This window comes from Porphyrobacter sp. AAP82, from assembly GCF_000331285.1.
In the GTDB taxonomy this organism is placed as follows: domain Bacteria; phylum Pseudomonadota; class Alphaproteobacteria; order Sphingomonadales; family Sphingomonadaceae; genus Erythrobacter.
In genome coordinates, this window is sequence record NZ_ANFX01000037.1 from 65,177 (window position 1) to 90,060 (window position 24,884).

The 24,884-nt window shown below is 68.4% G+C and carries 23 protein-coding genes and 1 pseudogene; 13 read left to right on the forward strand and 11 right to left on the reverse strand.

Going from position 1 to position 24,884, the window contains the following annotated elements:
- Positions 1-24 precede the first annotated feature (24 nt).
- Together D620_RS0112190 and D620_RS0112195 are read left to right on the forward strand one after the other, a co-directional pair.
- Positions 25-1,374, forward strand: coding sequence for a PQQ-like beta-propeller repeat protein (locus tag D620_RS0112190; RefSeq protein ID WP_026092184.1), 1,350 nt, complete (start codon positions 25-27; stop codon positions 1,372-1,374).
- Positions 1,375-1,457: 83 nt separating this feature from the next.
- The gene (locus D620_RS0112195) at positions 1,458-2,861 is read left to right on the forward strand and encodes a methyltransferase family protein (RefSeq protein WP_017666100.1); all 1,404 of its coding nucleotides are present in this window, start codon (positions 1,458-1,460) and stop codon (positions 2,859-2,861) included.
- Between the two features lie 15 nt (positions 2,862-2,876).
- Here the strand turns inward: D620_RS0112195 and D620_RS0112200 are convergent, their stop codons facing one another.
- From D620_RS0112200 to D620_RS0112215, 4 genes are all read right to left on the reverse strand, one after another.
- Positions 2,877-3,179, reverse strand: a complete 303-nt coding sequence (locus D620_RS0112200) for a putative quinol monooxygenase (protein ID WP_017666101.1) — start codon at positions 3,177-3,179, stop codon at positions 2,877-2,879.
- A 23-nt stretch (positions 3,180-3,202) separates the two neighbouring features.
- Positions 3,203-4,513 carry a CHAT domain-containing protein gene (locus D620_RS0112205; RefSeq protein WP_017666102.1) on the reverse strand — a complete coding sequence of 437 codons (1,311 nt, stop codon included), beginning with the start codon at positions 4,511-4,513 and terminating at the stop codon, positions 3,203-3,205.
- Between the two features lie 25 nt (positions 4,514-4,538).
- Positions 4,539-5,924 (reverse strand): glutamate--cysteine ligase, encoded by a 1,386-nt coding sequence (locus D620_RS0112210; protein ID WP_017666103.1) that lies wholly within the window; start codon positions 5,922-5,924, stop codon positions 4,539-4,541.
- Positions 5,925-6,045: 121 nt separating this feature from the next.
- Positions 6,046-6,792, reverse strand: a complete 747-nt coding sequence (locus D620_RS0112215) for a 16S rRNA (uracil(1498)-N(3))-methyltransferase (protein ID WP_017666104.1) — start codon at positions 6,790-6,792, stop codon at positions 6,046-6,048.
- Between the two features lie 39 nt (positions 6,793-6,831).
- Between D620_RS0112215 and D620_RS0112220 the strand changes: the two genes are divergently transcribed.
- From D620_RS0112220 to D620_RS0112235, 4 genes are all read left to right on the forward strand, one after another.
- On the forward strand, positions 6,832-7,212 hold the full coding sequence (locus D620_RS0112220) for a hypothetical protein (protein ID WP_017666105.1): 381 nt from the start codon (positions 6,832-6,834) through the stop codon (positions 7,210-7,212).
- Positions 7,209-8,111 carry a 4-hydroxybenzoate octaprenyltransferase gene (ubiA, locus tag D620_RS0112225; RefSeq protein ID WP_017666106.1) on the forward strand — a complete coding sequence of 301 codons (903 nt, stop codon included), beginning with the start codon at positions 7,209-7,211 and terminating at the stop codon, positions 8,109-8,111. The genes D620_RS0112220 and ubiA overlap by 4 nt, the downstream gene beginning before the upstream one ends.
- A gap of 4 nt (positions 8,112-8,115) precedes the next feature.
- Positions 8,116-8,772 carry an SOS response-associated peptidase gene (locus tag D620_RS0112230; protein WP_017666107.1) on the forward strand — a complete coding sequence of 219 codons (657 nt, stop codon included), beginning with the start codon at positions 8,116-8,118 and terminating at the stop codon, positions 8,770-8,772.
- A gap of 109 nt (positions 8,773-8,881) precedes the next feature.
- Entirely contained in the window at positions 8,882-10,939 is a 2,058-nt protein-coding gene (locus tag D620_RS0112235; RefSeq protein ID WP_017666108.1) for an autotransporter-associated beta strand repeat-containing protein, read from the forward strand.
- An 83-nt stretch (positions 10,940-11,022) separates the two neighbouring features.
- Here the strand turns inward: D620_RS0112235 and D620_RS0112240 are convergent, their stop codons facing one another.
- Both D620_RS0112240 and D620_RS0112245 read right to left on the reverse strand, forming a co-directional pair.
- Complete coding sequence (locus D620_RS0112240) at positions 11,023-11,562, reverse strand: SixA phosphatase family protein (RefSeq protein WP_017666109.1); 540 nt, start codon at positions 11,560-11,562, stop codon at positions 11,023-11,025.
- Positions 11,559-14,186: an ATP-dependent DNA helicase gene (locus D620_RS0112245; protein WP_233992072.1), complete on the reverse strand. Its 2,628-nt coding sequence runs from the start codon at positions 14,184-14,186 to the stop codon at positions 11,559-11,561. The genes D620_RS0112240 and D620_RS0112245 overlap by 4 nt, the downstream gene beginning before the upstream one ends.
- Before the next feature lie 418 nt (positions 14,187-14,604).
- Here D620_RS0112245 and D620_RS0112250 point away from each other — a divergent pair, with 418 nt between their 5' ends.
- Together D620_RS0112250 and D620_RS0112255 are read left to right on the forward strand one after the other, a co-directional pair.
- Positions 14,605-16,221 carry a lysine--tRNA ligase gene (locus tag D620_RS0112250; protein WP_017666111.1) on the forward strand — a complete coding sequence of 539 codons (1,617 nt, stop codon included), beginning with the start codon at positions 14,605-14,607 and terminating at the stop codon, positions 16,219-16,221.
- 7 nt (positions 16,222-16,228) lie between these two features.
- Positions 16,229-16,768, forward strand: coding sequence for a DUF1003 domain-containing protein (locus tag D620_RS0112255; protein ID WP_017666112.1), 540 nt, complete (start codon positions 16,229-16,231; stop codon positions 16,766-16,768).
- A gap of 7 nt (positions 16,769-16,775) precedes the next feature.
- Here D620_RS0112255 and D620_RS0112260 read toward each other — a convergent pair whose 3' ends face one another.
- Complete coding sequence (locus D620_RS0112260) at positions 16,776-17,486, reverse strand: prolyl hydroxylase family protein (RefSeq protein ID WP_017666113.1); 711 nt, start codon at positions 17,484-17,486, stop codon at positions 16,776-16,778.
- 113 nt (positions 17,487-17,599) lie between these two features.
- Here D620_RS0112260 and D620_RS0112265 point away from each other — a divergent pair, with 113 nt between their 5' ends.
- Positions 17,600-18,157: a cytochrome b gene (locus D620_RS0112265; protein ID WP_017666114.1), complete on the forward strand. Its 558-nt coding sequence runs from the start codon at positions 17,600-17,602 to the stop codon at positions 18,155-18,157.
- A 61-nt stretch (positions 18,158-18,218) separates the two neighbouring features.
- Here the strand turns inward: D620_RS0112265 and D620_RS16070 are convergent, their stop codons facing one another.
- A complete protein-coding gene (locus D620_RS16070; RefSeq protein WP_017666115.1) occupies positions 18,219-19,358 on the reverse strand; it encodes an RcnB family protein in 1,140 nt (379 codons plus the stop codon).
- 178 nt (positions 19,359-19,536) lie between these two features.
- On the opposite strand from D620_RS16070, the gene D620_RS0112275 reads away from it, so the two are divergent.
- Positions 19,537-20,130 (forward strand): pyridoxamine 5'-phosphate oxidase family protein, encoded by a 594-nt coding sequence (locus D620_RS0112275; RefSeq protein WP_017666116.1) that lies wholly within the window; start codon positions 19,537-19,539, stop codon positions 20,128-20,130.
- 4 nt (positions 20,131-20,134) lie between these two features.
- Here the strand turns inward: D620_RS0112275 and D620_RS0112280 are convergent, their stop codons facing one another.
- Positions 20,135-20,830, reverse strand: coding sequence for a GGDEF domain-containing protein (locus D620_RS0112280; protein WP_017666117.1), 696 nt, complete (start codon positions 20,828-20,830; stop codon positions 20,135-20,137).
- Between the two features lie 134 nt (positions 20,831-20,964).
- On the opposite strand from D620_RS0112280, the pseudogene D620_RS16940 reads away from it, so the two are divergent.
- Positions 20,965-21,264: pseudogene (locus D620_RS16940) on the forward strand (Uma2 family endonuclease); the annotation flags it as partial.
- Here the strand turns inward: D620_RS16940 and D620_RS16675 are convergent.
- A complete protein-coding gene (locus tag D620_RS16675) occupies positions 21,202-21,348 on the reverse strand; it encodes a hypothetical protein (protein ID WP_196795291.1) in 147 nt (48 codons plus the stop codon). The pseudogene D620_RS16940 and the gene D620_RS16675 overlap by 63 nt on opposite strands.
- Before the next feature lie 25 nt (positions 21,349-21,373).
- Between D620_RS16675 and D620_RS16440 the strand changes: the two genes are divergently transcribed.
- On the forward strand, positions 21,374-21,547 hold the full coding sequence (locus D620_RS16440) for a hypothetical protein (protein ID WP_017666119.1): 174 nt from the start codon (positions 21,374-21,376) through the stop codon (positions 21,545-21,547).
- A 25-nt stretch (positions 21,548-21,572) separates the two neighbouring features.
- On the opposite strand, the gene ettA is transcribed toward D620_RS16440, so the two are convergent.
- A complete protein-coding gene (gene ettA, locus D620_RS0112295) occupies positions 21,573-23,246 on the reverse strand; it encodes an energy-dependent translational throttle protein EttA (protein WP_017666120.1) in 1,674 nt (557 codons plus the stop codon).
- Between the two features lie 116 nt (positions 23,247-23,362).
- Between ettA and D620_RS0112300 the strand changes: the two genes are divergently transcribed.
- On the forward strand, positions 23,363-24,778 hold the full coding sequence (locus D620_RS0112300; RefSeq protein ID WP_017666121.1) for a M20/M25/M40 family metallo-hydrolase: 1,416 nt from the start codon (positions 23,363-23,365) through the stop codon (positions 24,776-24,778).
- Positions 24,779-24,884: the final 106 nt, after the last annotated feature.

Here is a 24,884-nt window from a genome sequence, read left to right on the forward strand (position 1 = left end):
CGAGGGATGGGAATTGAAGCGCTCATGATGAAAAGCAAAATCCTGCGCGCCGCGCTGCTGGCGGGCGTGCTGGCGGCGGGCCTTTCGGGCTGCAAGGGCGGGCTGTTCGGCGGCGGCAAGGACAAGACCACGCCGACCGTGGGCAACCGCGTGCCGATCCTCTCGCGCATCGAAAGCGGCGCCGAGGTCGACCCTGCGCTCGCCGGGATCTCGGTGGTCCTGCCGCCGCAGCGCGCCAATCCCGAATGGGCGCAGGCGGGCGGTGCGGCGAGCAAGTCCTACGGCCACCTCGCCCTTGCCGAGACCCCCGCGAAGGTGTGGAGCGCGCAGATCGCCGGTTCCAGCAACCGCGAGCGCCTTGCCGCCGCGCCCGTGATCGGCGCGGGCAAGCTGTTCGTGGCCGGGACCGACGGCGTCATCAGCGCCTTCGACAAGAACACCGGCGCCCGGCTCTGGTCGCTCCAGAACGACGCGAGCATGACCAAGGACATGCGCCCCTCGGCCTTCGGCGGCGGGGTCAGCTTCGAGGGCGGCAAGCTCTACGCCACCAACGGCGTGGGCGAGGTGCGGGCGCTCGACGCCGATACCGGCGCAGTGCTGTGGAAGGTGAAGCCCGCCGGTCCGCTGCGCGGTTCGCCGACCATCGCCTTTGGCCAGCTGTTCGTGATGACGCAGGACAACCAGCTGATCTCGCTCGCGCTCGCCGATGGCGCGCTGGTCTGGGACGAGAGCGGTTCGAACACCCAGTCGGGCGTCTTCGGTGTGGCCGCACCCGCGGCCGGGCAGGGCACGATCGTCGCCGGCTATTCGAGCGGCGAGCTTACCGCCTATCGCTACGAGAACGGCCGTTCGCTGTGGTCCGATGCCCTCGCGCGCACCAATATCTCGACCACGGTCGGCTCGGTCACCGATATCGACGCCGATCCGATCATCGATTCGGGCCGTGTCTATGCATTGGGCCAGGGCGGGCGCATGGCGGCCTATGAACTGGTCAGCGGCCAGCGCATCTGGGAACTCAACCTCGCCGGCATTTCCACCCCCGCGATCGCGGGCGAGTGGATCTTCACCCTCACCGATGACGCGCGCCTGCTCGCCATCGCCCGGTCGAGCGGGCGGGTGCGGTGGATCACCCAGCTCCAGCGCTACAAGGACGAGGAAGACAAGGAAGGCGCGATCTTCTGGACCGGCCCGGTGCTTGCCGGCGGCCAGCTGTGGGTCGCCAGTTCGCGCGGCGAGCTGTGGAAGGTGAGCGCGGGCGAAGGCTCGGCCTCGCTGTTCGCCGATATCGGCGCGGCCGTGAGCCTTGCCCCGGTGGTGGCCGACGGGATGCTGTTCGTGCTCGACGACAGCGGCACGATCCACGCCTGGAAGTAGGCGGGCGGCCCCGCGCTGCCCCAAGCGGCAAAGGGGGGCTTGCGGCAGGCTGTTAACCCTTTGCGTGTAAGGCGCGGGGGGTGATGACCGCGTCCGAACCCCCCGTTCCCGCCGCGCCTGTGCGCAGCGATGTCTCGATCGGCGTCGGGCTGGCGGGGCTGGCGGGCCTGATCGTCTGGATCGCGTTCTGCCGTTCCTACCCCGAAATCGCCGCGATGCTCGGCCTTGGCGGCGGGCTGTCGGGCGCGCGCGGCGTGCTTTCGGGGCCCTATGCCGCGCTCACCGCGATGGTCTTTACCGCCGTGCCGATGGCGGCGTGGTCGGTGCTTGTCGACAAGGTCCACCTGCGCCCCTCGACCGGCATCGACTGGAGCCTCCGCCGGCCGCTTGCCGAAGTCATGCCCATTGCCGTCATCAAGCTGGTCGGCCTGTGGTCGACCTGGGCGCTGCTCGCCGCCTTCTATGCGCTGGGGCGGTGGTACTGGTCGGGCAATTACCTGTTCGCGATGGAGGTGCTGAGCTTTGCCATCTTCCCGCTGGTGGTGCTGTCGGTGCCCTATGTGATCTGGCTCGACCGCTACCTTGTCGAGCCCCGCGACGGGTGCTTCCACTTCGGCGCCTTCGTCGCGGGCGGCGGGGTCACGGGCCGCGACCAGTGGGACGGCGCGGCGATCGCGAAGCACTGGCGCGCCTGGGCGATCAAGGGCTTCTTCGGCGCCTTCATGATCTCGATCCTCCCGCCGGGCTTTGCGCAGGTGGTGGCGGCCAGCCCGGCCGCGCTGCTGGCGAACCCGGTCGATTTCGTCATGCTGCTGGTGACGGTGCTGTTCCTGGTCGACGTGCAGATCGGCACCGTGGGCTACCTCTTGACGCTGCGGCCGCTCGATTCCCACATCCGTTCGGGCAACCCCTTCCTTGCCGGCTGGCTTGCCGCACTGCTGTGCTATCCGCCCTTCGTGTGGGGGATCATCGGGCCCGACAACCAGATCCTGAGCTACGAATTCGCCACCCCGGGCTGGGCGCACTGGTTTGCCGGGAACATGGTGCTGCTATGGGCATGGGGCAGCCTGCTGGTGCTGCTTACCGGCGTCTATGCCTGGGCGACGGTGGTGTTCGGCATCCGCTTTTCGAACCTCACCTATCGCGGCGTGCTCACCAACGGCCCCTACCGCTTCACCCGTCACCCCGCCTACCTGTCCAAAAACCTGTTCTGGTGGGCGAGCGTGCTGCCCTTCATGGTGACCGCCGAGGGCTGGATCGAGCCGTTGCGCAACTGCATCTTCCTGCTCGCGGTCAACGCCATCTACTACTGGCGCGCCCGCACCGAGGAGGCGCATCTCCTCGCCGAAGATCCGAAATACCGCGATTACCACGCGTGGATGGAGCACTACGGCCTCGTCACCGCGCCGCTCGCCCGGCTGAAGCGCCGCCTGCTGGGGGCGGGCGAGGTGCGCCGGCAAGACCCGCAGGGCTTCCCGGCGGAGTAGGTCCCCCTGCCGGGGCTACATCACCGGCGCGCCTTCGTCGGTGTGGAACTTGAGCGCTTCGATCACCGTGAAATCGAGCCCCGCGATTGCCGCGCCGAAGGCGGCCATGTGCGGCGTGGCGAAGTGCGCGGCGAGCGCGGCTTCGTCCTGCCATTTCTCGACGATGTGGAGCACGCCGGGCTGGAGCACGTCCTGGGTGAATGCATAGGCGATGCAGCCACCTTCCGCATTGGAGGCGGCGACCATCTCGGCGATCGCGGCCATTGCCGGCGCCATCGCGCCTTCGCCCACTTGTGCCTTGGCCAGAACGATCAGCATGTCTCTCTCCTTGTGGGGTGTTCTCAGCGCGGGGTGCCGAACATGGTGAAGGGCGCCCATAGCGCGGGGTCCGGGTGGATCTTGCGGGTATCGAGCATGGCGAGGCGCAGCGCCTCGGCCGGGACGTGGTCCATGGCGTGGAGCTGGAAGCGGTCCATCAGATAGAGCGTCGCCTCGTCGCTGACGCTCCACAGGCTCATCACCACGCGCGGCACGCCCGCCTTCTGGAAGGCGCGCGCGAGGCCGATGACGCCGGCATCATGCGCGAAGCCGAGCCCGCTCTTGCAGGCGCTGAGCACCGCCAGATCGGCCGAGAGATCCATCTGCTGCACCTCGCCAGCGGCCAGGAAGGCTTCGGCAGGGCTGGGTCCGGCGAGCATCAGGTAGCCGCCATCGAGCGGCGAGCGCGGGTTGGAGACGCCGTGGGCGGCGAAGTAGAGCATGCCTGCCGAGGACATCTGGTCCATCACCGCCGCCTTGGTCGCCTCGGCCCCGATCAGCGCGGGCACCCCGGCCCGCTCGGCCAGCATCCGCGCTTCCTTCGCCGCGCCCGGCAGCGGCGGCACGCGCCAGTCGGGCGAGGCCGGCACGCGCGGATCGCCGACCACCAGCAGGCCCGCAAATTCGGACTTGCCGCGCCATGGGCGGATCATCTGGTCAAGGTCGAACAGCCCGGCCGAAACGGTGAGGCTCATCCGGTCGACCAACTGTTCGGTATCCGTCAGCGGGAAGGCGGCGAAGGGGTTGGTGGCGATCACCCCGCCCGCGACGATCACCAGATGGCGCACATCCAGCAAGGCGGTCCGGATCGCGGGGGGCAGGAGGATGTCGGTGATCGGTGTCTTGCGGTCCGCGCTGCTGGCCGAGACCACGGGGGCGGGCGGCTGGGCGCCCTTGCCCGTCCACACCGGCGCCCGGCTGCGCGCAATCCCGTCGACATCGAGGTCGATGCGGTAATAGGCCGAGGCTGCGCGCAAATCTTCCGGCGTCACGCGGGTTTCGTGGAAGGCGATGATCCCCTGCCGCCCGATCAGGTAGATCGCCAGCCGGTCGCCCTGGTGGGCATAGAACAGCACCGCGCTGCCTTCGGGATAGCCGGGGCTCGAATCGTCGCGCTGTTCGGCAAGGTAGGCGGCGACATCGGCAATGGTCGCATCGGACATCTTGGGCGAGGTGACGCCGCGCTTGGAATAGAGGTCGTAAAGGTCGCGCACATGGCGCGCGGCGTCCCCGGCAAAACGCGCCTCGAGCGCGGCGGTATCGGGGGCGGGGGGTGCGGCGCGGGCGGGGACCGCGAAAAGCAGCAGCAGCAGCAGCGCCAGTAACCGGATCATCGCCTCTCCCCCCGTCACGCCGTCCCTAGAAGGACTGTTCGTAGACCCGCCTTATATTCCCGTTCCATTCGCCATGATAGGCATCGAGCAGGCGCTGGGCGGGCACCTTGCCGCTGGCGACGATCTCGTCGAGCGTTTCGAGATAGCCGGTCTCGTTGTCTCCGGCCGCATTCAATCGCGCGCGCGCCTTGAGCCCGGCATGGGCGATTGCGAGCACCTCGCGCCCCAGATCCTGCAAGGTGCCGCCGCCCGGCGCGCGGGTGGCGAGCGCGAGGCGCGGCACTTCGCCCCGAAGCCGCTCGCGTTCTTCCATCGACCAGTCCTTGACGAGGTCCCATGCGGCATCGAGTGCGCCCTGGTCATAGAGAAGCCCGACCCAGAAAGCCGGCAGCGCGCAGATGCGGCTCCACGGGCCGCCATCGGCACCGCGCATTTCAAGGAAGGATTTGAGCCGCACCTCGGGGAAGGCGGTCGAAAGGTGGTCCCACCAGTCGGACTGCGTCGGGCGCTCGCCGGGCAGGACGCTGAGCTTGCCCTGCATGAAGTCGCGGAAGCTGAGGCCGGCCGCGTCGATATATTTCCCGTCGCGGAACACGAAATACATCGGTACGTCGAGCATGTAGCGCGCCCAGCGCTCGTAGCCGAAGCCGTCCTCGAACACGAAGGGCAGCATCCCGGTGCGTGCCGGATCCGTATCGGACCAGATGTGCGAGCGGTAGGACAGGAACCCGTTGGGCTTGCCTTCGGTGAAGGGCGAATTGGCAAACAGCGCGGTCGCCAGCGGTTGCAGCGCGAGGCTGGTGCGGAACTTTTTCACCATGTCGGCTTCCGACCGGTAATCGAGATTGACCTGGATCGTGCAGGTGCGCAGCATCATGTCGAGGCCCATGGTGCCCACGCGCGGCATGTGCCTGAGCATGATCTCGTAGCGGCCCTTGGGCATGACCGGCAGTTCGGCGCGGGTCTTGTCGGGCCACATCCCGAGGCCGAGATAGCCGACGCCGCACTGCTCGCCGATCTCCTTGACCTGCGCAAGGTGCCGCCCGGTCTCGGCACAGGTCTGGTGGAGGTTTTCAAGCGGCGCGCCCGACAGTTCGAGCTGGCCCGCCGGTTCAAGGCTGACCGCGCCGTCCGCGCCCTTCAGTGCGATGACGTTTCTGGTTCCATCCGGGCCCCTTTCTTCCACCGGGCTCCAGCCGAATTTTTCCATGCCCTTCAAGAGGTCGCGGATACCGCACGGCTCGTCATAGGCGGGCGCGCGGTGATCGGCGGCCTTGAACACCAGCTTCTCGTGCTCGGTGCCGATGCGCCAACTTGTCGGAGGCTTTTCGCCGCCGATCATCGGGGCGACCAACTGGTCGAAGCCCTCGATCACCGGATCGTCGGCGGTGGAAGCGTCGCGTGTGCTCATGGCGTGTTCGGGCCCTCTCTGGCCGGTTGCTTTATAAAACTGAACTGCCGCTGAAAAGGCAAAATCGCCTTTGCGCATGGGAAGCCGGTTTGTCTTGCAAAATCGGCCGGGCGGGGCGCCGCTACCAGTCTCCTGCCGTGCCCATCCACAGCGCGAGCGCGGCGATGGCGGCGGTCTCGCCGCGCAGGATGCGCGGGCCGAGGGTGATCGAGCGGGACTGCGGGAGGGCCCTGATGCCTGCGCGTTCGGCATCGTCGAAGCCGCCTTCGGGGCCGGTGAGGATCGCGGCGGGGGCGCCCTTGCTGTCCCGGAACGCTTCTGCTGCCGGCTCGCCCCCATTCTCGTCGGCGAAGAACAGCGCGCGGCTCTCGGGCCAATCGGCGAGCAGCGCGTCGAGCTTCACCGGCTCGGCCAGCTGCGGCAGCGCCGTGCGGGCGCATTGCTCGGCGGCCTCGGTGGTGATCGCGCGGGCGCGCTCCAGGTTGAGCTTGTCGGCGACGCAGCGGCGGGTGACGAGCGGCTGGATCAGGCCTGCGCCGAGTTCGGTCGCCTTTTCGAGCACGAAGTCGAAGCGGTCCTTCTTGAGCAGGGCCGGGCACAGCCACAGATCGGGCACCGCCTCGCGGGGCCTCAGCATCGCGGCGACTTCGAGCATCACATCGCGCTTGCCCACATCCGTCACCCGCGCGGCCCATTCGCCGGTCATGTCGTCGCACAGGATCACGGCATCGCCCGCCGCCACCCGCATCACCCGGGCGAGGTAATGCGCCGCATTGCCCTCGATCCGCACAGCCGCGCCCGCCGCTAGGGTCTCGGCGACGAACAGGCGCGGGGCGCTCTTCGGGGGCCATGCGGGAGTGGCGGGCATGGCTTGGCCCTAGGCGCTTGCGGCGCTAGGGAGCAAGATATGTCCGCGCGAACCGCACAATTCCTGATCGCCGCCGTGTTCCTGACGCTGGGCGGCTGGGCGCTGTTTGCCCCTGCGAGCGTGATCGCACTCGCCATCACGCCGGCCTATCAGGACAGCGCCTTCCTGACCCGCTTTGCGATCGCCTGCTTCGGCGCGCAGGCGCTGCTGTTCGGCTTGATGGTGCTGGTGACGCGCTGGAGCGCGCGCAGCTTTGCCGTGTTCGCCGTGCTGCTGCTGCCGTTCTTCGGCTTCAATTACTGGTTCCACTATCGCGAGCCGGTGCTGACGAGCATCGGCATGCTCGATTTCGCGGGCAACGCGGCCATGCTGGTATTGGCGGCGATCGGCTGGCGCGCGGCGCGGGCGGAGGCGGCATGACCGACACCATTGTCCCCGACACCGAGCATCGCGGCCTCGTCGCGCGGCTGCCGCAGCTTCCGCGCGATCTGGCGCTGCTGGCGCGGTTCGACCGGCCGATCGGGTGGTGGCTGTTGTTCTGGCCCTGCGTCTTCGCTGTGTGGCTGGCGGGGGCCGGGTGGCAGCCCGTGCTGCTCGGCTGGCTGCTGCTCGGGAGCATCGCCATGCGCGGGGCGGGGTGCGTCTATAACGACATCGTCGATGCCGATCTCGACGCCAAGGTCGCGCGCACCGCACTGCGCCCTGTCGCAAGCGGGCGGGTGTCGAAGAAGGCCGCGTGGGCGTGGCTCGTCAGCCTCTGCCTCGTCGGCCTCGTCGTGCTGCTGCAACTCAGGTGGCAGGCGCAGGCCGTTGCGCTCGGCAGCCTTGCGCTGGTCGCCGCCTATCCTTTCATGAAGCGCATCACCTGGTGGCCGCAGGCGTGGCTCGGCATGGTGTTCAACTGGGGGCTGCTGGTCGGCTGGAGCGAGCTCAGGTGGGACAACTGGGACGCGCTCGCGGCGCTCTATGCCGGTGCGATCTGCTGGGTGATCGGCTATGACACGATCTATGCGCTCCAGGACCGCGAGGATGACGCGATGGTCGGCATCCGCTCATCGGCGCTGGCGATGGGGGCGCGGGTCAAGGGCGGGATCGCCGCCTTCTATGCCGGCGCCATCGGCTTGTGGGCGCTGGCCTTCTGGCTTTACCGCGCCGATCCGTTCGCGCTTTTCGCGCTGCTGCCGGTGGCGGGGCATCTGGCATGGCAGGTGGCGAGCCTCGATACGGATTATCCGATGAACCCGCTCGCCCGGTTCCGCGCCAACCGTTGGGCCGGCGCGCTGATGGCGGCGGCGTGCTACGTGGTCGGGAACGCCTGAGCCGATGTGCAACCTCTACCGCATGACCAAGCCGCCCAGCGAGGTCGCGGCGTGGTTCGGGGCGGTGGAGGGCGCTGGCGGCGCCAATTTCGCGGCCGAGGTCTATCCGGGCTACACCGGCCTCGTGGTGGCCGATGGCGCGGTCCGGCCCATGACCTGGGGCTTCCCGCTGGTGCTGAAGGGCGCCAAGGGCCAGCCCCTGAAGCCGAGGCCGGTTAACAACGCGAGGGAAGATAAGCTAACGACAGGCTTCTGGCGCCATGCCTTCCAGCACCGTCGCTGCCTGATCCCGCTCGAGGCGTGGGCCGAGGCCGAGGGGCCCAAGGGGCGCATGACGCGCACGTGGCTGTCCCCGGGCGGGCTGTCGCTCCCCGATGCGCCGCTGTTCGCGGTGGCGGGCGTATGGCGGCCGTCCGATGAATGGGGCGATTGCTATGCGATGGTGATGACCGCCAGCGCGGGCAGCGATGCGGCCGCCGTGCACGAGCGGATGCCGGTGCTGCTGGCCCCTGCCGATCAGAGCCGCTGGCTGACCACGCCCCCCGCCGAGGCGCACGCGCTGTGCCGCGCCTGGACAGGTCCGCTGGCGATCGCCCGCACCGCCGAGCCATGGTCGCAGCGCAAGCCCGCCGCGCCGCCCGCAGGGCCGGTGCTGCTCTAGGGTGCCCGGACGCGGGCAGGAACGGAAATCCTCTCAGTTGATATTTTGTCACTTTTGAGATTGCCGAAAAGAGGTTAACGCAGGTTAACTAACCGGGGGGAAAATTAATATGTTTACCGAATCGCGCCGCGCATCCGCGCAGGTTTCGTCGCGCGTGCGCGCCCAGTCCAAGTCTGCTTCCCTCCTCACCAGCACCGCCCTGATCCCGGTCGCGGCCGCCTTGGCCTTGATGCCTTCACAGGCCTTTGCCGAAACCGTCGTGTGGGACGGCGAGACCAGCACCGACCCGGCAACCGCGACCAACTGGAACATCGACATGCTGCCTTCGGGCACGGGCGTGGTGGTCATCGATTCGAGTGCGGTGCCCAGTCAGCCCCGCGTTGTCAGCGCGGTCACCTGGGGTGAGACCAATATCTCGGCCGGTGTGCTTTCGCTCGCCGACCGGCTGACGTCGAACATCACCATCTCGGACACGGGCACGGTTGATGTTGAATTTGGCGGCAACGTTACCGGCAACATCGATGTGCAGAGCGGCGGCACCCTCATTGTTCGCGACCTTCTGGCCGCGTCAGCCAGCATCACGCTGAACGGCACGGGCCAGAACGGCACGGGCCAGAACGGCACAGGGGCGTTGCGCGGCTTGGGACAGGTCCCACTCCTGTTTGCTGGCGTAACGCTCGCCTCGGACAGCCGGATCGAATCCGATGTCGGATTGTCCATCTTCAGCACCGTCAGCGGAACGGGCCAGACACTGACCTTTGGCGGCAGTGGCACAACCGTGATCCAAAGCGGTTCGATCCGCACCGGGACCGGCTCGGTCATCAAGGAAGGGGGCGGCTTTCTCGGACTCTTCGGGGCCAACACCTATACGGGTGATACCCATATCAAGCAGGGCGGTCTGCAATTCGGGTTCGGCTCCGCCTTGTCCGACACCGGGCTGCTGATTCTCGATGCAGGCACATCGGCTGCGCTGGTGGCGGGCAGCGAGACCATCGGCGGGCTTTCAGGCAGCGGCACCCTTTTCATCCAGACCAGTGGAAACCTTACCATTGGCAGCGCGCTGGATTCGACCTTCAGCGGCAGTATCCAGGTGGCCGGGACTGGCGGCATTGCCAAGCAGGGCACCGGCACGCTGACGCTGACGGGCAACAACAGCTACACCGGGCAGACCACGGTGTCGGGCGGGACGCTCAAGATCGGCAGTGCCAACGCGCTCGGCAGCGCCGCAGCCGGAACGATCGTCAGCAGCGGTGGCACCCTGCTGATCGTCGGATCCTCGCCGAACCTCGCCATCACCGAAGCGCTGACGATCACCGGCACCGGTGTGAACGGCGGCGGCGCGATCCGGATCGAGCCCGATGCCACCTCGGGCAATCAGGGCGTCAATCTGTTCGGCGGTGTCACGCTGGCAGGCGATGCGACGATCACGGTCACCGACCGGATCTTCCTCGGCATCAGCAGTGGGGATATCGGTATCGGCACTTCGACCCTGACCTTCAAAGCGGAAGAGACGGGCAATTCCACCACCACCGTGAGCAGCAGAATCACGGGCACAGGCGGGGTGACCAAGACCGGGTCCGGGCTGCTCAATCTGGCCGGCACCAACTCGTTCACCGGGCCGCTGACGATCAACGGCGGCGATCTGAACCTGGTCTTCGGGGCGGCGCTGGCCGATACGGTCGCGGTCAGCATGAGTGCGGGCGCGCGCCTCTTCGTCACCAATTCCGAAACCATCGGTTCGCTGGCCGGGACGGGCACAGTCAATATCGGAACCGGGGCGGTCTTCACCACCGGCGGCAACAACACCTCGACGACCTTTGCCGGGGTCATCGGTGGAGCCGGCGCTCTCGCCAAGACCGGCACCGGCACCTTCGCGCTGACCGGCACCAGCAACTACGGCGGCGCCACCACGATCAGCGACGGCACGCTGCAAATCGGCGATGGCGGCACGACCGGATCGATCACCAGCACCTCGATCGTCAACAACTCCATTCTCGAATTCAACCGCTCCGACAACATCTCCTATAACGGCGTGATCAGCGGCAGCGGCTCGGTGATCAAGCGCGGGGCGGGCTTCCTCACGCTCTTCCAGGCCAACACCTACGACGGCGCGACGACGATCACGGCACCGGCATGGGCACGACGACCGTCAACGGCGGGGTCCTGAATTTGATCGGCGGCGCATCGCTTGCCGATAATGCGCGGGTCCGGCCCCCTCCCGCTGCGGGAGGGGGCCGGAGCAGGGGGGGCTTAGCCCTCCGGCCCCAGCGCCGGATCAAGATCGCGGGGCCGGGCGAAGTAGACCAGCTCGGCGCAGTAGCGCTTCAACTCGCTCCAGTGCGCGATATCGCATTCGAGCACGGCGTAGGCGGCGGTCGGGAACTTCACGACCGCCTCCTTGAACAGCGCGTTCTCCTTGGCGGGCGCGACCAGTTCGAGGAGCACGTCCTGCAGGCCCGGGTTGTGGCCGGAAATGAGGATCGCTTTCGCTTCCCCGTCACCCGTGCCCGCGTGGGCCTCGATCGTCTCGACGATGGTGTCGAAGCTCGCCAGATAGAGCCGCTGGTCGTAGATCGGGCTGACCTCGGGCAGCGCGCCTTCCAGCGTCAGCTTCACGCGCACCGCCGGGCTTGCCAGCACCTTGTCCCACCTGACCCCGTGGTCGCGGATATGCTGGCCGATGAGCACTGCGCCCTTGCGGCCCCGCGCGTTCAGCCCGCGGTCGAAATCGCGCTGGCTGGTATCGTCCCAGTCGGACTTGGCGTGGCGCAGGAGCCCCAGAATCTTCATCGCTGCAAGGCTCCTCCGGCGTGCTCGCTCGGGCTATGCAGAACACCAGAGCCGAGCCGTTGTAAAGCCTCATCGAGCGTGACGCGCAGCACCGGCGTGCCGGCGGGGAAGGCGGGCAGGAGCCGCGAGGGGAAGGCGGGGCTGAGGACGATGAAGTGCCCGGCATCGTCCTTGCTGCGGATCAGCCGTCCGAAGGCCTGCGCCAGCCGCGCGCGAATGATGCGGTCGTCATAGGCAGAACCGCCGCCCGCCAGGCGCCGCGCCTTGTGGAGGATATCGGGGCGGGGCCAGGGGACCTGCTCAATGACGACGCAGCGCAGCGAGTGGCCGGGCACGTCCACCCCGTCGCGCAGGGCATCGGTGCCGATCAGGCTGGCGCGCGGATCGTCACGGAAAATGTCCACCAGAGTGCCGGTGTCGATCGGGTCGACATGCTGGGCATAGACCGGCAGGCCCGCCCGCGCGAGCCGGTCGGCAATGCGGCCATGCACCGCGCGCAGGCGGCGGATCGCGGTGAACAGCCCGAGCACGCCGCCGCCGCTGGCCTCGATGATCCGCGCATAGGCTCCGGCGAGGGCAGGCAGGTCGCCCTTGGCGATATCGGTGACGATCAGCACCTCGGCGCGGGACGCGTAATCGAAGGGGCTGGTCGCGGCCGAAAGCAGCGGCGCGACCGCGACATGCTCCGCGCCGGAACGGGCGATGGCGCTGTCCCACTTGCTGTCATCCTCGGTGCGGTCGGTCAGCGTCGCGCTGGTCAGCAGCACGCCGTGCGCGGGTTCGAGCACCACGCGGGCAAACGGCTTCATCGGATCGAGCCAGCGCCGGTGGATCGCGACGTCGAACTCGCGCGCATCCGAACGGTCGACCGCGAGCCAGTCGACGAACTCGGGATCGGCCGGGCCGCCCAACCGGCCAATCAGCGATTCCCATGCGGCGACGAGGTCGATCCGCCAGGCGAGCGCAAACCGCGCGCCTTCGATGCGCGCGCGGCCCTGCGCGTCGAGCCAGTCGGGCGGCTCGGCAAGGATCGCCTCGAGCCTGCCGCCCAGCCGGATCAGCGGCACGCGGATGCTGGCGAGCGCTTCGGACGCCGCGCCCGCCGCCTCGATCACCTCGCCCGGCAGGCCCGCGGCCTCGGTCTCGATCCCGTAGCCTGCCTCCTGCCCGCCGCTCTCGTCGCGGGCATAGGTGGCGGTGCGCACCGCGGCGAGGAGCGCTTCCAAGGGCCCGAAGGGGCTGTTCTCGGAAAGCCGCTGGAGCCAGCCGTCCGAGGGGAGCAATTGCCCCGCCTTGCACGCCGCCGCGATGGCCTCGGCGCCCGCATCGTCATAGCTCGCCACATCGGCCAGCCGCGCGGCGAGGCCCCGGCGGCGGCCGCGCGATTCCTTCTCGGGGCCGATGATCCAGCGCCTGAGCTCGATCGTCTCCTGCCCGCTCAGCGTGGCGGCGAAGGTGCTGTCGGCGGCGTCGAAGACGTGGTGGCCCTCGTCGAAGATCAGCCGCGTCGGCCGCTGGTTCGGATCGCGGGCGCGCGCGGCGTTGACCATGACGAGGGCATGATTGGCGATCACCAGATCGGCCTGCGCCGAATCCCGCGCGGCGCGCTCGATGAAGCACTTCCGGTAGTGCGGGCAGCCGGCATAGATGCACTCGCCGCGCTGGTCGGTGAGCGCGGCGATCCCGCGCTTTCGGAACAGCGTGCCGAGCCAGCCGGGCAGGTCGCCGCCGATCATGTCGCCATCGCGCGTATAGGCCCCCCAGCGCGCGGCCAGCTGCGCAAAGATCGCCGGGCGGCCGGCAAAGCCGCCTTGCAATGCGTCCTCGAGGTTGAGGAGGCAGAGGTAGTTCTCGCGCCCCTTCCTCACCACCACCGGCGGCGTCCCGTCGGCGCGCTTGACCGGCCAGGCGCGGCGGCTTTCGGCGCGCAATTGGCGTTGCAGGTTCTTGGTGAAGGTCGAGACCCATACCGTGCCGCCGCTTGAGGCCGCCCACAGCGAGGCGGGGGCGAGATAGCCCAAAGTCTTGCCGATCCCCGTCCCGGCCTGCGCCAGCGCGAGGTGCGGCCTGCCCGGGGCCGGGCGCGGGGCGAAGATCCGCGCGACATCGGCCGCATAGGCGCGCTGCCCCTCGCGCTGTTCCGCGCCCTCGCCGGTGAGCCGCGCGAGCTGCGCCTGCACCGCCTGCGGATCGAGTTCGACCTGCCGCGGGGCGGGGCGCTCGCCCGCTTCCTCCCATTCGGGCAGCCGCGCGAACAGCCAGCGTTCGGCGCGCTCGGGCTTGGCGATGTGCGGGCGCAAGACCTGCGCCCATGGCCAGCGCAGGCGTTCCAGCGATTGCACCGCGCTCCACGCGCCCTCGCGCTCGAACCATTCGGGGTCGCGGCAGACGGCGATCAGCGCCGCGCCCGCGCGCTGGAGCAGTTCGGGCACGGCGGCATCGCTCTCGGGCACAGGCAGTCCCAGCGCCTCGGCGAGGCCGCGCGGGGTCGGCACGCAGAAACGCGCGGGGTGGATGAAGGCGAAGGCCTCGAGCAGGTCCAGTCCCGACAGGTCGGGATAGCCCAGCCGGCTCGCCACCAGCGGCGCGTTGAGCATCAGCACGGGCGTATCGGCGGCGGCCATGACCGCATCGCCCTTGGACACGGCCTGCGTCGTGCCCGAGGGGGAGCGCAGCCAGTGGCCGCCGTGGCTGGCGTGGAGCGCGGGCAGGGCCAAGGCGTCGGCAAGCGGATCGGGGAGGGTCACGCCGGCATCATTGGGCGCGCCGCGCGGCGATGTAAACGCCGCCGCCACGCGCTTTGCCCGCCCGGCATCGGCGCTGTCCTACATGCCGCGCGCGGCGTATAGCGGGCAGGACGAAAGGCAAAGCGCGAAGGCCACAACGCGCGCGCACAGTGTGAACTTCGGAATATATCAATAAATATCTGAATAAATTGACAAAAGCCTGTAGGATTGCGCTTCACACGGTGTGAACTTCGTGAACTTTGCGCGCGCCAATCCCCTTGCCAGCCGCCCCGAGCCCCGTAATAGCCGCCCCACAATGACGATCACGCAAGACGCCCTCATCGCCGCAGCGCAAAATTCCAAGGCCTGGCCCTTCCAGGAGGCGCAGCGCCTTGCCAAGCGGCTGCCGCAAGGCAAGCCCGGCGGGGTGCTGTTCGAGACCGGCTACGGCCCCTCAGGCCTGCCGCATATCGGCACCTTTCAGGAAGTGCTGCGCACCAGCCTTGTGCGCCGCGCCTACGAGGTGCTGACCGGCGGGGCGGCGACGCGGCTGGTGGCCTTCTCTGACGATCTCGACGGGCTCAGGAAGGTCCCCGGCAACGTCCCCAACCAGGCGATGCTGGCCGTGCACCTCGGCAAGCCCCTGTCGCGCATCCCCGATCCCTTCGGGAAGTTCGAAAGCTTCGCCGCGCACAACAACGCGATGCTGCGCGATTTCCTCGATCGCTTCGGGTTCGATTACGAGTTCGTCAGTTCCTCGGATTGCTACAATTCGGGCCGGTTCGACGATGCGCTGAAGGCGGTGCTGACCAATTTCGGCGCGATCATGGACATCATGCTGCCGACGCTGGGAGAAGAGCGGCGCAAGACCTACTCCCCCGTCATGCCGATCAGCCCGGCGACAGGCGCGGTGTTGCAGGTGCCGATCGAAGTGGTGGACGCTGCCACCGGGATCATCCGCTTCACCGACGAGAATGGCAGCATCGTCGAGCAATCGGCCCTGGGCGGCATGGCCAAGTGCCAGTGGAAGGTCGACTGGGCGATGCGCTGGGTGGCATTGGGCGTCGATTACGAGATGTATGGCAAGGACCTGACCGACAGCGGCATCCAGTCGGGCAAGATCGCCCGCGTGCTGGGCGGCAACAAGCCGGAAGGCCTGATCTACGAGCTGTTCCTCGATGCCAAGGGCGAGAAGATTTCCAAGACCAAGGGCAACGGCCTGTCGATCGAGGAATGGCTGCAATATGGCAGCCCCGAAAGCCTCGGTTTCTACATCTTCGCCAATCCCAAGAGCGCCAAGCAGCTCCATGCCGGGGTGATCCCCAAGGCGGTCGACGATTACTGGCAGTTCCGCGCCGCCATTCCGGGGCAGGACGTGGACAAGCGGCTCGGCAATCCGGTGTGGCACCTGCTGCGCGCCAACCAGCGCCATGAGGGCGCCGAGGCTCCGGGCGAGGGCGAGAGCCTGCCGGTGCCCTTCAGCCTGCTGCTGAACCTCGTCGGCGTGCTCGGCGCGGGCGCGACCCGCGAGGCGGTGTGGTCCTATCTGGGCAATTATGTCGCGGATGCCACGCCCGAGGCGCACCCCGCGCTTGATGCGCTGGTGGGCCGCGCGCTGGCGTTCAACCGCGATTTTGTCGCGCCCACCTTGGAAAAGCGCGCTCCGGCCGGCGGCGAGGTCGGGGCTTTGCAGGCCCTCGACGCCGCGCTTGCAGCGGCCGACCCTGCCACCAGCGCCGAAGACTTGCAGACCATCGTCTACGAGATCGGCAAGATCGAAGAGTTCGGCTTTGCCGCGCTGCGCGACTGGTTCAAGGCGCTCTACGAAACCCTGCTCGGGAGCGAACAGGGCCCGCGCATGGGCAGCTTCATCGCGCTCTACGGCATCGCGCCCACCCGCGCGCTGATTGCGGAGGCGCTCGCCAAGGCATGACCCGCCGATGACCCGCCGCAGCCCCGATCCGCACATGCTCGCCCGCGAACTTCTGGGCCGGGATTACGATGATCTGCAGGCGGACGAGCAGCGCGTCCTCAAGCATGTCGCGGCGGGCAGCTTCACCGGCCGCGATGCCGATGAACTGGCGCAGGCCCACACCACATGGGGCGACCGGCTCGCCGACCGGGTCGCGGCAATCGGCGGCAGCTGGGGTTTCATCATCGGTTTCGGCGCGGTGCTGGTGGTGTGGGCGGCGCTCAATTCGGGCCTATTGCCGGCGCTGGGCTTCGCGCCCTTCGATGCCTACCCGTTCATCTTCTTGAACCTGATGCTCTCGATGCTGGCGGCGGTGCAGGCGCCGGTGATCCTGATGAGCCAGAATCGCCAGGCGATGAAGGACCGCATCACCGCGCGCCACGATTACGAGGTGAATCTGCGCACCCAGCTTGAAATCCTGCGGCTGGCGCGGCGGATCGATGCGCTGGCCGAGGATGTGCGGGCGATCGCGCGCCGGGACAAGGAAAGCGTGAGCGAGCGTGGCTAGCCGCCGCTCAGCGCCAGCGCCGGGTGCGGTACCACTTGGTGATGATGTATTTCGCCCCCGCCTCGACCGGCGTGCCGGCATGGAGCGTCGCCTCGTTCGGGCGGCCATCGGGCAGGGCATTGTTCCACAGCAAGAGCACGCCGGGGGTGGGGGCGATGGTGATGCCGAGCAGGCCGAACGCCGTCGCGCCGCCCGCTGCGACGGTGTTGAGGTAGGCCATGGTCGTCCAGCTTCGCTGCCCGCCGCGCGCTTCCTCGCCCGGCCAGTAGCTTTCGGAGGTGTAGAACCAGTCGTTGTGCGGCTTGAACTCCTGCCCGGGCAGATAGCGCTGGCCCTGCACCGGCTCGCCGAAGCTTGCCGGCACGCCGAGCACCGCATCGATCCGCGCCGAAATGCCGGCGATGAAGGCATCGTGGGGATCGAGATCGCTCGAGAAGGAGGTGCGAAAGCCGCTGTCGTAGCCCAGTTCGTGCAGCGCCGAAGGGCGGGCGACGGCATCGATCATCGCGCACAGCCGCCCGCATTCCTCGCCGGTCAGGAAGTTGCCGATGGCATAGAGCTCGATCCGCTCGTCGGGCACGCGGTAGATGCCCGGGACCGCACCGAGCCGCGCGCGCACCGCCGTGCCGAGCCGGGCGAGGGCATGCTGGTCGGGTGCGGGCGCGGGCGCGGTCGCGGGGGCAGGGGCACGGGCAGGGGCGGGGCCGGGCGTCGTCATCCCGCGAAGCCTATCAAACGCGCGCCGCCGCGCAAGCCGCCCACGCGCCTCTTGCGGTGCAAGCGGGCGCTGTTAGGCTGGACGGTATCAGGGGTGCATCGGAAGGGACAGACATGAGCCTCAACGCCAAGACCAAATATTCGGGCCTCGCCATGCTGCTGCACTGGCTCATCGCGGTGCTGGTGATCGTGCAGTGGCGGCTGAGCGAGGCGGCCGAGGAGGCCCCGACGCGCGAGGCGGGCGGGCAGATCATGGCCAATCACTTCGCGCTGGGCGTGGTGATCTTCATCATCGTGGCGGTGCGGCTGGCGTGGCGGCAGGCGAGCCCGCCGCCCGCGCCGGTCAGCGGCCACGCACCGTGGGAACGGACGCTGGCGAGGCTCGTCCACTTTGCCTTCTACGCGCTGCTGCTGGTGATGCCGGTGGCCGGCTGGATCGCGCTTTCGGCTTTCGGCGAGCCGATCAGCATCTGGGGCCTGGTCAGCCTTCCCGCTCTGCCGGTGCCGCAGAACCCCGATCTGGGCGAAACCATCTTCGAGCTTCACGGCGCCTCGGGCATCGCGCTGCTGGTGCTCGCCGCGCTCCACGCGCTTGCCGCGGTCAAGCACACGGTGCTCGACAAGGACGGGACGCTCTGGCGGATGCTGCCCTTCGGCACGGCGCGCGGCTGATCTTGCGACGGGAAAGCCCCGCCGGATCGCTCCGGCGGGGCTGCCCTTATCTGGTGAAGACCTACCAGAAGAAGTCGTGGATCACGTCTACGACCTCGCCAGTGTAGATATCGACGAGCACCACATCGTCATAATACCTGACCCACTGGTAGGGCCCGTAGGCCGGCGGGAGGTGGTAGGCCCACGGATCGTTGATGAAGAAGCGCGGCTGGAAGAACAGGCTGTCGAGAAAGTAGCCGATGCTCAGCCGGCTGTAGCGGTGGCTGCGGAACGGCGCGTAATACGGGCCCGGGCGGAACACGAAGGTGTTGCTGCGGCGGAAATCGTACCAGTCGTATCGGCGGTTGTCGCGCCAGCGGTTGTCCCAGCGGCGGAAATCGCGGCTGTCCCAGCCCGGGCGCCCGTTCCAGCCCCAGCGCCAGTCGTCCTGACGCCAGGCCCGGCGGTCCCCGCGCCAGCCGTCGCGCCGGTCACGGTCCCCGCGCCATTCGCCGCGGCGGTCATCATCCCGGCGCCAGTCGCCGCGCTGGTTGGCACGGCGCGCGTCGCGGGCGATGTCGCCGACCTGCCCTTCGAAACCGCCGTCACCGCGCCCGCCGCGCCCGCCGCGGGCGCGGACCTCGCCATCGCGCGGGCGATCGCCCTGCCAGCTGCCGGGCCGACCGTCGCGCGATCCTGCCTGCGGGGCGGCCTGAACCGGATCGCGCGGGCGACCCTGCCAGCCGCCGCCTTGCGGGGCGCCCTGGCCACCGTCGCGCGGACGGCCTTGCCATCCGTCGCCCTGGCGTCCGCCGCCGCGGTCGCCGCGGTCGCCGCGGGCATCGCCGCGGACCTCGGGACGGCCGCGCGGCTGTTCGCGCTCGGCCATCTGCCGGGCGGCCTGCGTGCGGTCGAACACCTCGCCGCCGAAGCCGCGCGAAGCCGGCCGCTGGGGCGCGGCCTGCGCAGGCGGCGGAGCGGGGCGCTCGAAACGCTGAGCCTGACGCGGCTCGGGGCGCGGGGCATCGGCGCGCGGCAGGTCCATGCGCTGCGGCCGGCCAGTCACCTCCGCGCGCGGCGCGGCACGCTCGACCCGCACTGGGCGCGCGCGTTCCTCCTCCTGGGCAGCGGCGGGCGCGGCGGGAAGTGCGACCGCGAGCGCCGCAGCGAGCGCGGCCAGCGATCCGCCCGTGCGCGCAAACGGGGAAAGAAATGTCCTCATGGCAAGAGCCTCCAGTATCGCCAGCCCACCACAGGCTTGTTGTCATCCCGTCCGGATAGCGCCAACAGACTGTCGCAGCGATGAACCGGCTCGCCGATGTTCAGAAAAAATGCGTGGTGGCTGAACACCCGTCCTCGCGCGCTTGACGCAGGCAGCTTTGGCGCCAAAGGCGGGCGCCATGTTCGAGAGCCTCGATGCCTGCCTCGCCGATTGCCGCGACCGCCTGATTCGCGCGCCGCGCGACCGCAAGTCGCCAATGCACACGCCGGTGATCGTCACGGCCGATGTCGATGCCCGGGTGATGGTGCTGCGCGCCTTCGATGCGGCGGCGTGGCGGCTGCGGCTCCACACCGATACCCGCGCGCCCAAGGCTGCCGCGATCGCGGCCGACCCGCGCATCGCGGTGCTGTTCTACGACAAGGGCGCCAAGATCCAGATCCGCGCGCGCGGCACCGGCGAGATCCTGCGCACCGGCCCCGAGGTCGATGCCGCGTGGAACGCCAGCACCCGCTTTGCGCGGCGCTGTTATCTGGGCGAGGGGCCGGGTGCAGGGTCGGACCGGCCGACTTCGGGCCTGCCGTCCGAGTTCGCGGGGGTGGAGCCCGACGAGACGCAGCTGCTCCCCGCGCGCGCGAATTTCGCGCTGCTGGCGATCACGCTGACCGCGCTCGACTGGCTGTATCTTGCCCATACCGGGCACCTGCGCGCACAATTCACGCGCGAAGCCGCAGACGGCGCTGCGGCCTGGGCGGGGCGCTGGGTCTCGCCCTGAGCGGTCAGGCAGCCGAGGCCGAGGGGCCGGGGGCTGGTGCTGCGGAGGGCGCGGACGATGGCGCAGGCGCGGGCAGGAGCATGATCTCCTCGACCTCGCTCGCCGGCACGACATGGTCGGCACCCTTGGCGACCGCCTCATCGAGCGCGCGGCGGGCGCGGCGCATGATCGCATCGTCGGCATCGCCGAAGCGTTTGGCGGCCACCCCGAAGCTCGCGGTGAGGTGCGCCTCGCTGCCGAGCTGCGGCAGGCGCAGCTGGGCGAGGCGGCGGCGCAGGCGATCGGCGATGCGCACCGCGGCACGCTCGTCGGCGCCGGCGATCGTGATGGTGAAGCCGTCCTTGCCCCCCTGCGCCATGCGGTCGCCGCGGCGCAGGCTGGCGCGCATCACCGCTGCGACATGGGCGCGCACTTCGGCATGGGTGTCGCTGTTCCAGACCGTGCCGAGCGCGCCGAGCTGATCGATCCGCCCGTGCAGCACGGCCTGCGAGCCGTCGCGCAGGGCATTGCGCCGTGCGGCCAGATCGACCGCCTCGGCCAGAACCTCTGGCTTGTGGAGCGCGCGCAGCGGATCGGAGGGCTTCGCGCGGCGCGGGTCGAGCCTGCGCTTGGCGCGCAGGTTACCGGCAAGCACGCCTGCCGCAGAGCATCCCGCGCACAGCATGGCGGCCACTTCGAGTGGCACTTCGATTCCCGTCATCACGCCCCGTTGCCCTTTTCGCGACCTGTGTTGTCGCTAGGTAAAGTGACGTAAGTCTGATTAAGAACGGGTAAAGGATGCGGGTTTCCGCAACGCGCTTGGCTGTGTGCATCCCCTCGTGATGATGTCAGGGTATGACAACCCACGATTTTCTCGACCCGGCGACCCGGCATTGGCTGACGGTGGAGGAGTATCTCCTGCTCGACCGCAAGGGAGCATTCGGTGACCGCGATACCGCGTCGTTTGACGGCGAGGTGTATTACATGAGCCCCAAGCACCGTCCGCACGCACGCGCCGTTGGTGACGTCTACTTCGCCATCCGCACGGCTCTGCGTGACTGCGGCTCGCCGTTGACGGCCCTGATCGATGTCTCAGCCCGCCTGTCCGACGACGACGTGCCCGAACCCGACATCGTTGTAGCCGACGCGCCCGAAGGCCAGGGCATCGTCCCGCTTGGTGCGCTCAAGCTGGTGATCGACGTGGCCGACGCAAGCCCTCGCCAAGGATCTGGGGTTCAAGGAGCAGTTCTTTGCCCGCGCCGGGGTGCCCGAATACTGGGTGATCGATCTCAACGAAAACCGCGTGCTCTGCCACGCCAACCCGCGCAGCGAGGCGGATGGCGGTGGCGATGATGGGCAGATCGATGTGCCGTTCGGCGAAATGCTCTATTCCGCGACCATCGAAGGGCTGACGGTGGACACTGCGGGCCGGGGCTAGGCCACCCCTCTGCCCGCAGACAAATCTAGCGCGTCAGTTTCTTGTAAGCCACCCGCGTCGGGCGGTCGGCCGCATCGCCGAGGCGGCGGCGCTTGTCTTCCTCATACGCCTCGAAGTTGCCTTCGAACCATTCGACATGGCTGTTGCCTTCGAAGGCGAGGATGTGGGTGGCGAGGCGGTCGAGGAAGAAGCGGTCGTGGCTGATGACCACGGCGCAGCCCGCGAAGTTCTCGATCGCGTCTTCCAGTGCGGCCAGCGTTTCGACGTCGAGGTCGTTGGTCGGCTCGTCGAGCAGCAGCACATTGCCGCCCTGCTTGAGCATCTTTGCCATGTGCACGCGGTTGCGTTCACCGCCCGAAAGCTTGCCGACGTTCTTCTGCTGGTCGGCGCCCTTGAAGTTGAAGGCGCCCACATAGGCGCGGGTCGACATGTCCTGCCCGTTGACCTTCATGTAATCGAGCCCGTCGGAGATTTCCTCCCAGACGTTATTCTTGGGATCGAGATGGTCGCGGCTCTGGTCCACGTAACCAAGCCGCACGGTCGAGCCGATCTCCACCGTCCCGCTGTCGGGCGTTTCCTTGCCGGTCAGGATCTTGAACAGGGTCGATTTGCCCGCACCGTTGGGGCCGATCACGCCGACGATCCCGCCCGGGGGGAGCATGAAGGAGAGGTTTTCGAACAACAGCTTGTCGCCATAGGCCTTGGAGATGCCCTTAGCCTCGATCACCTTGCCGCCGAGCCGCTCGGGCACCTGGATGACGATCTGGGCCTTGCCGACGGCGCGGTTGTCCTGGCTGTTCTGAAGCTCCTCGAACTTGCGGATACGCGCCTTCGACTTGGTCTGGCGGGCGGCCGGCGTCTGACGGATCCACTCGAGCTCGCGCTGCAAGGCCTTCTGCTTGCCGCTTTCCTCGCGGCTTTCCTGCTCCAGACGCTTGGCCTTCTTCTCGAGGTAGGTCGAATAGTTGCCTTCATAGGGGTAGTAGGAGCCGCGATCGAGTTCGAGGATCCATTCGACCACGTTATCGAGAAAGTAGCGGTCGTGGGTGATCATCAGCACCGCGCCGGCATAGTCCTTGAGGTGGTTTTCGAGCCACTTGACGCTTTCCGCATCGAGGTGGTTGGTCGGCTCGTCGAGCAGCAGGATCGAGGGCTTCTGGATCAGGAGCCGGGTGAGCGCCACGCGGCGCTTCTCGCCGCCCGACAGGTCCTTGACCGGCCAGTCGCTGGGCGGGCAGCGCAGGGCTTCCATCGCGACTTCGAGCTGGTTGTCGAGCGTCCAGCCATCGACCGCGTCGATCTTGTCCTGAAGCTCGCCCATTTCCGCGCCGAGCGCGTCGAAATCGGCATCGGGCTCGCACATCAGCGCGCTGACTTCGTTGAAGCGCGCGACCAGATCGGCGGTTTCCTTGGCGCCTTCGCGCACGTTTTCGAGCACGGTCTTGGTGGGATCGAGTTCGGGCTCCTGTTCAAGGTAGCCGACGGTGATGTTCTCACCCGGCCAGGCCTCGCCGGTGAAATCCTTGTCGATCCCGGCCATGATCTTGATGAGGGTCGACTTGCCCGCGCCGTTGGGGCCGACGATGCCGATCTTCGCGCCCTGGTAGAACTGGAGCGAGATGTTGTTCAGCACCGGCTTGGGCGCACCGGGGAAGGTCTTGGTCATGCCCTTCATGACATAGGCGTATTGGGCGGCCATCTGGCGTGTCCTTCGGGTCTTGGAATGGGTCAGGATTTGCGAGCGCAGATAGGGAAGGGGAGGGGCAAGGGCAAGCGGCTAGACAGGCTGGCGGGGCGGGCCTAGCACCTTGCGCCATGACCAAGGCCTCCCTGCTCGCGCTGACCGCGCTCTCGCTCGCCGCACCGGCACTCGCCAACACCCCTTCGCCGCGCCCGACGCTGGAGCAGGCCGCCGACATCGCGTTGCAGGCCGATGTCGACGCATGGGACTTCGTCGAGGGGATCACCACCGAGGTCGGACATCGTCAGGCGGGCACCGAGGCCGAGGCGCGCGGGCGCGCTTGGGCGATGGCCTGGCTCAAGGCCAAGGGCTTCCAGAATATCGCCGACGAGCCCTACATGATGCCCACCTGGGTCCCCGGCGAGCCGGGCCGGGCAGAGATCGTCAGCCCCTTCCCGCAAAGCTTCGCCATCGCGCCGCTGGGGGACACGGCCTCGACCGGGCCCGAGGGGATCACCGCCCAAGTGGTGATGTTCAGGAGCGTCGCCGCATTGCAGGCCGCGCCCGAGGGCAGCCTCAAGGGCAAGATCGCCTATGTGAGCAACGCCATGACCCGCACACAGGACGGCAGCCAATACGGCTTTGCCGGCCCCACGCGCTGGGTCGCGGCGGGGATCGCGGCCAAGAAGGGCGCGCTGGCGACCGTGATCAAGTCGGTCGGCACCGACGATCACCGCAACCCGCACACCGGCGGCACGGACTTCCCCGAGGGCGTCGCCCCCACCCCGGCGGGCGCGCTGAGCAATCCCGATGCGGCGAATCTCGAGCGCATGTTCAAGCGCGCCGATGGCAGGCCGATCACCATGAAACTGGTGCTGACCCCGCGCTTCCTTGGGCAGACGCAGAGCGGCAACGTGGTGGGCGAGATCGTCGGCCGCAATCCCTCGCTCCCGCCGGTGCTGCTCGCCTGCCATCTCGATAGCTGGTGGCCGGGCACGGGGGCGATTGACGATGGCGCGGGCTGTGCGATCATCGCGAGCGCAGCGATCAACGTCGAACGCGCCGGGCCGCCCCTTCGCACCATCCGCGTGCTGTTCGCAGGCGCCGAGGAGGTCGGCCTGTTCGGCAGCGCTGCCTACAGCAAGGCGCACATCGGCGAGCCCATCGCCGTCGGGCTCGAAAGCGATTTCGGCGCGGACCGGATCTGGCGCTTCGATTCGAATTTTCGGACCACCAACCCCGAGTTGCACAAGAAGATTGCCGCCGCGGTCGCGCGCTTCGGCGTGTCGAGCGGCACCGATGTTGCCGGCGGGGGTGCGGACCTCAACATCGTGCGCGACCAGAAGGGCGCGCTGGTCGATTTGCAGCAGGACGGCACCCGCTATTTCGACCTCCACCACACCCCCGACGATACGCTCGACAAGATCGACATCGTCCAGCTGCGGCAGAACGTCGCGGTCTGGACACAGGTCGTCGGGATCCTTGCGGGCGAGGACACCGCGATCCTCACCGGCAGCCCCGTTCCGTCCGCTCCTGCGGTGATGAAATAGCGCGATTCTGACAGGATTGACGCATCGCGGTCACGTTATGGTCGGCCATCCGCCATTGAATTGACTGCAAACCGTCGCGCTAAAGACACGCAGGGCGGGCAAAGGT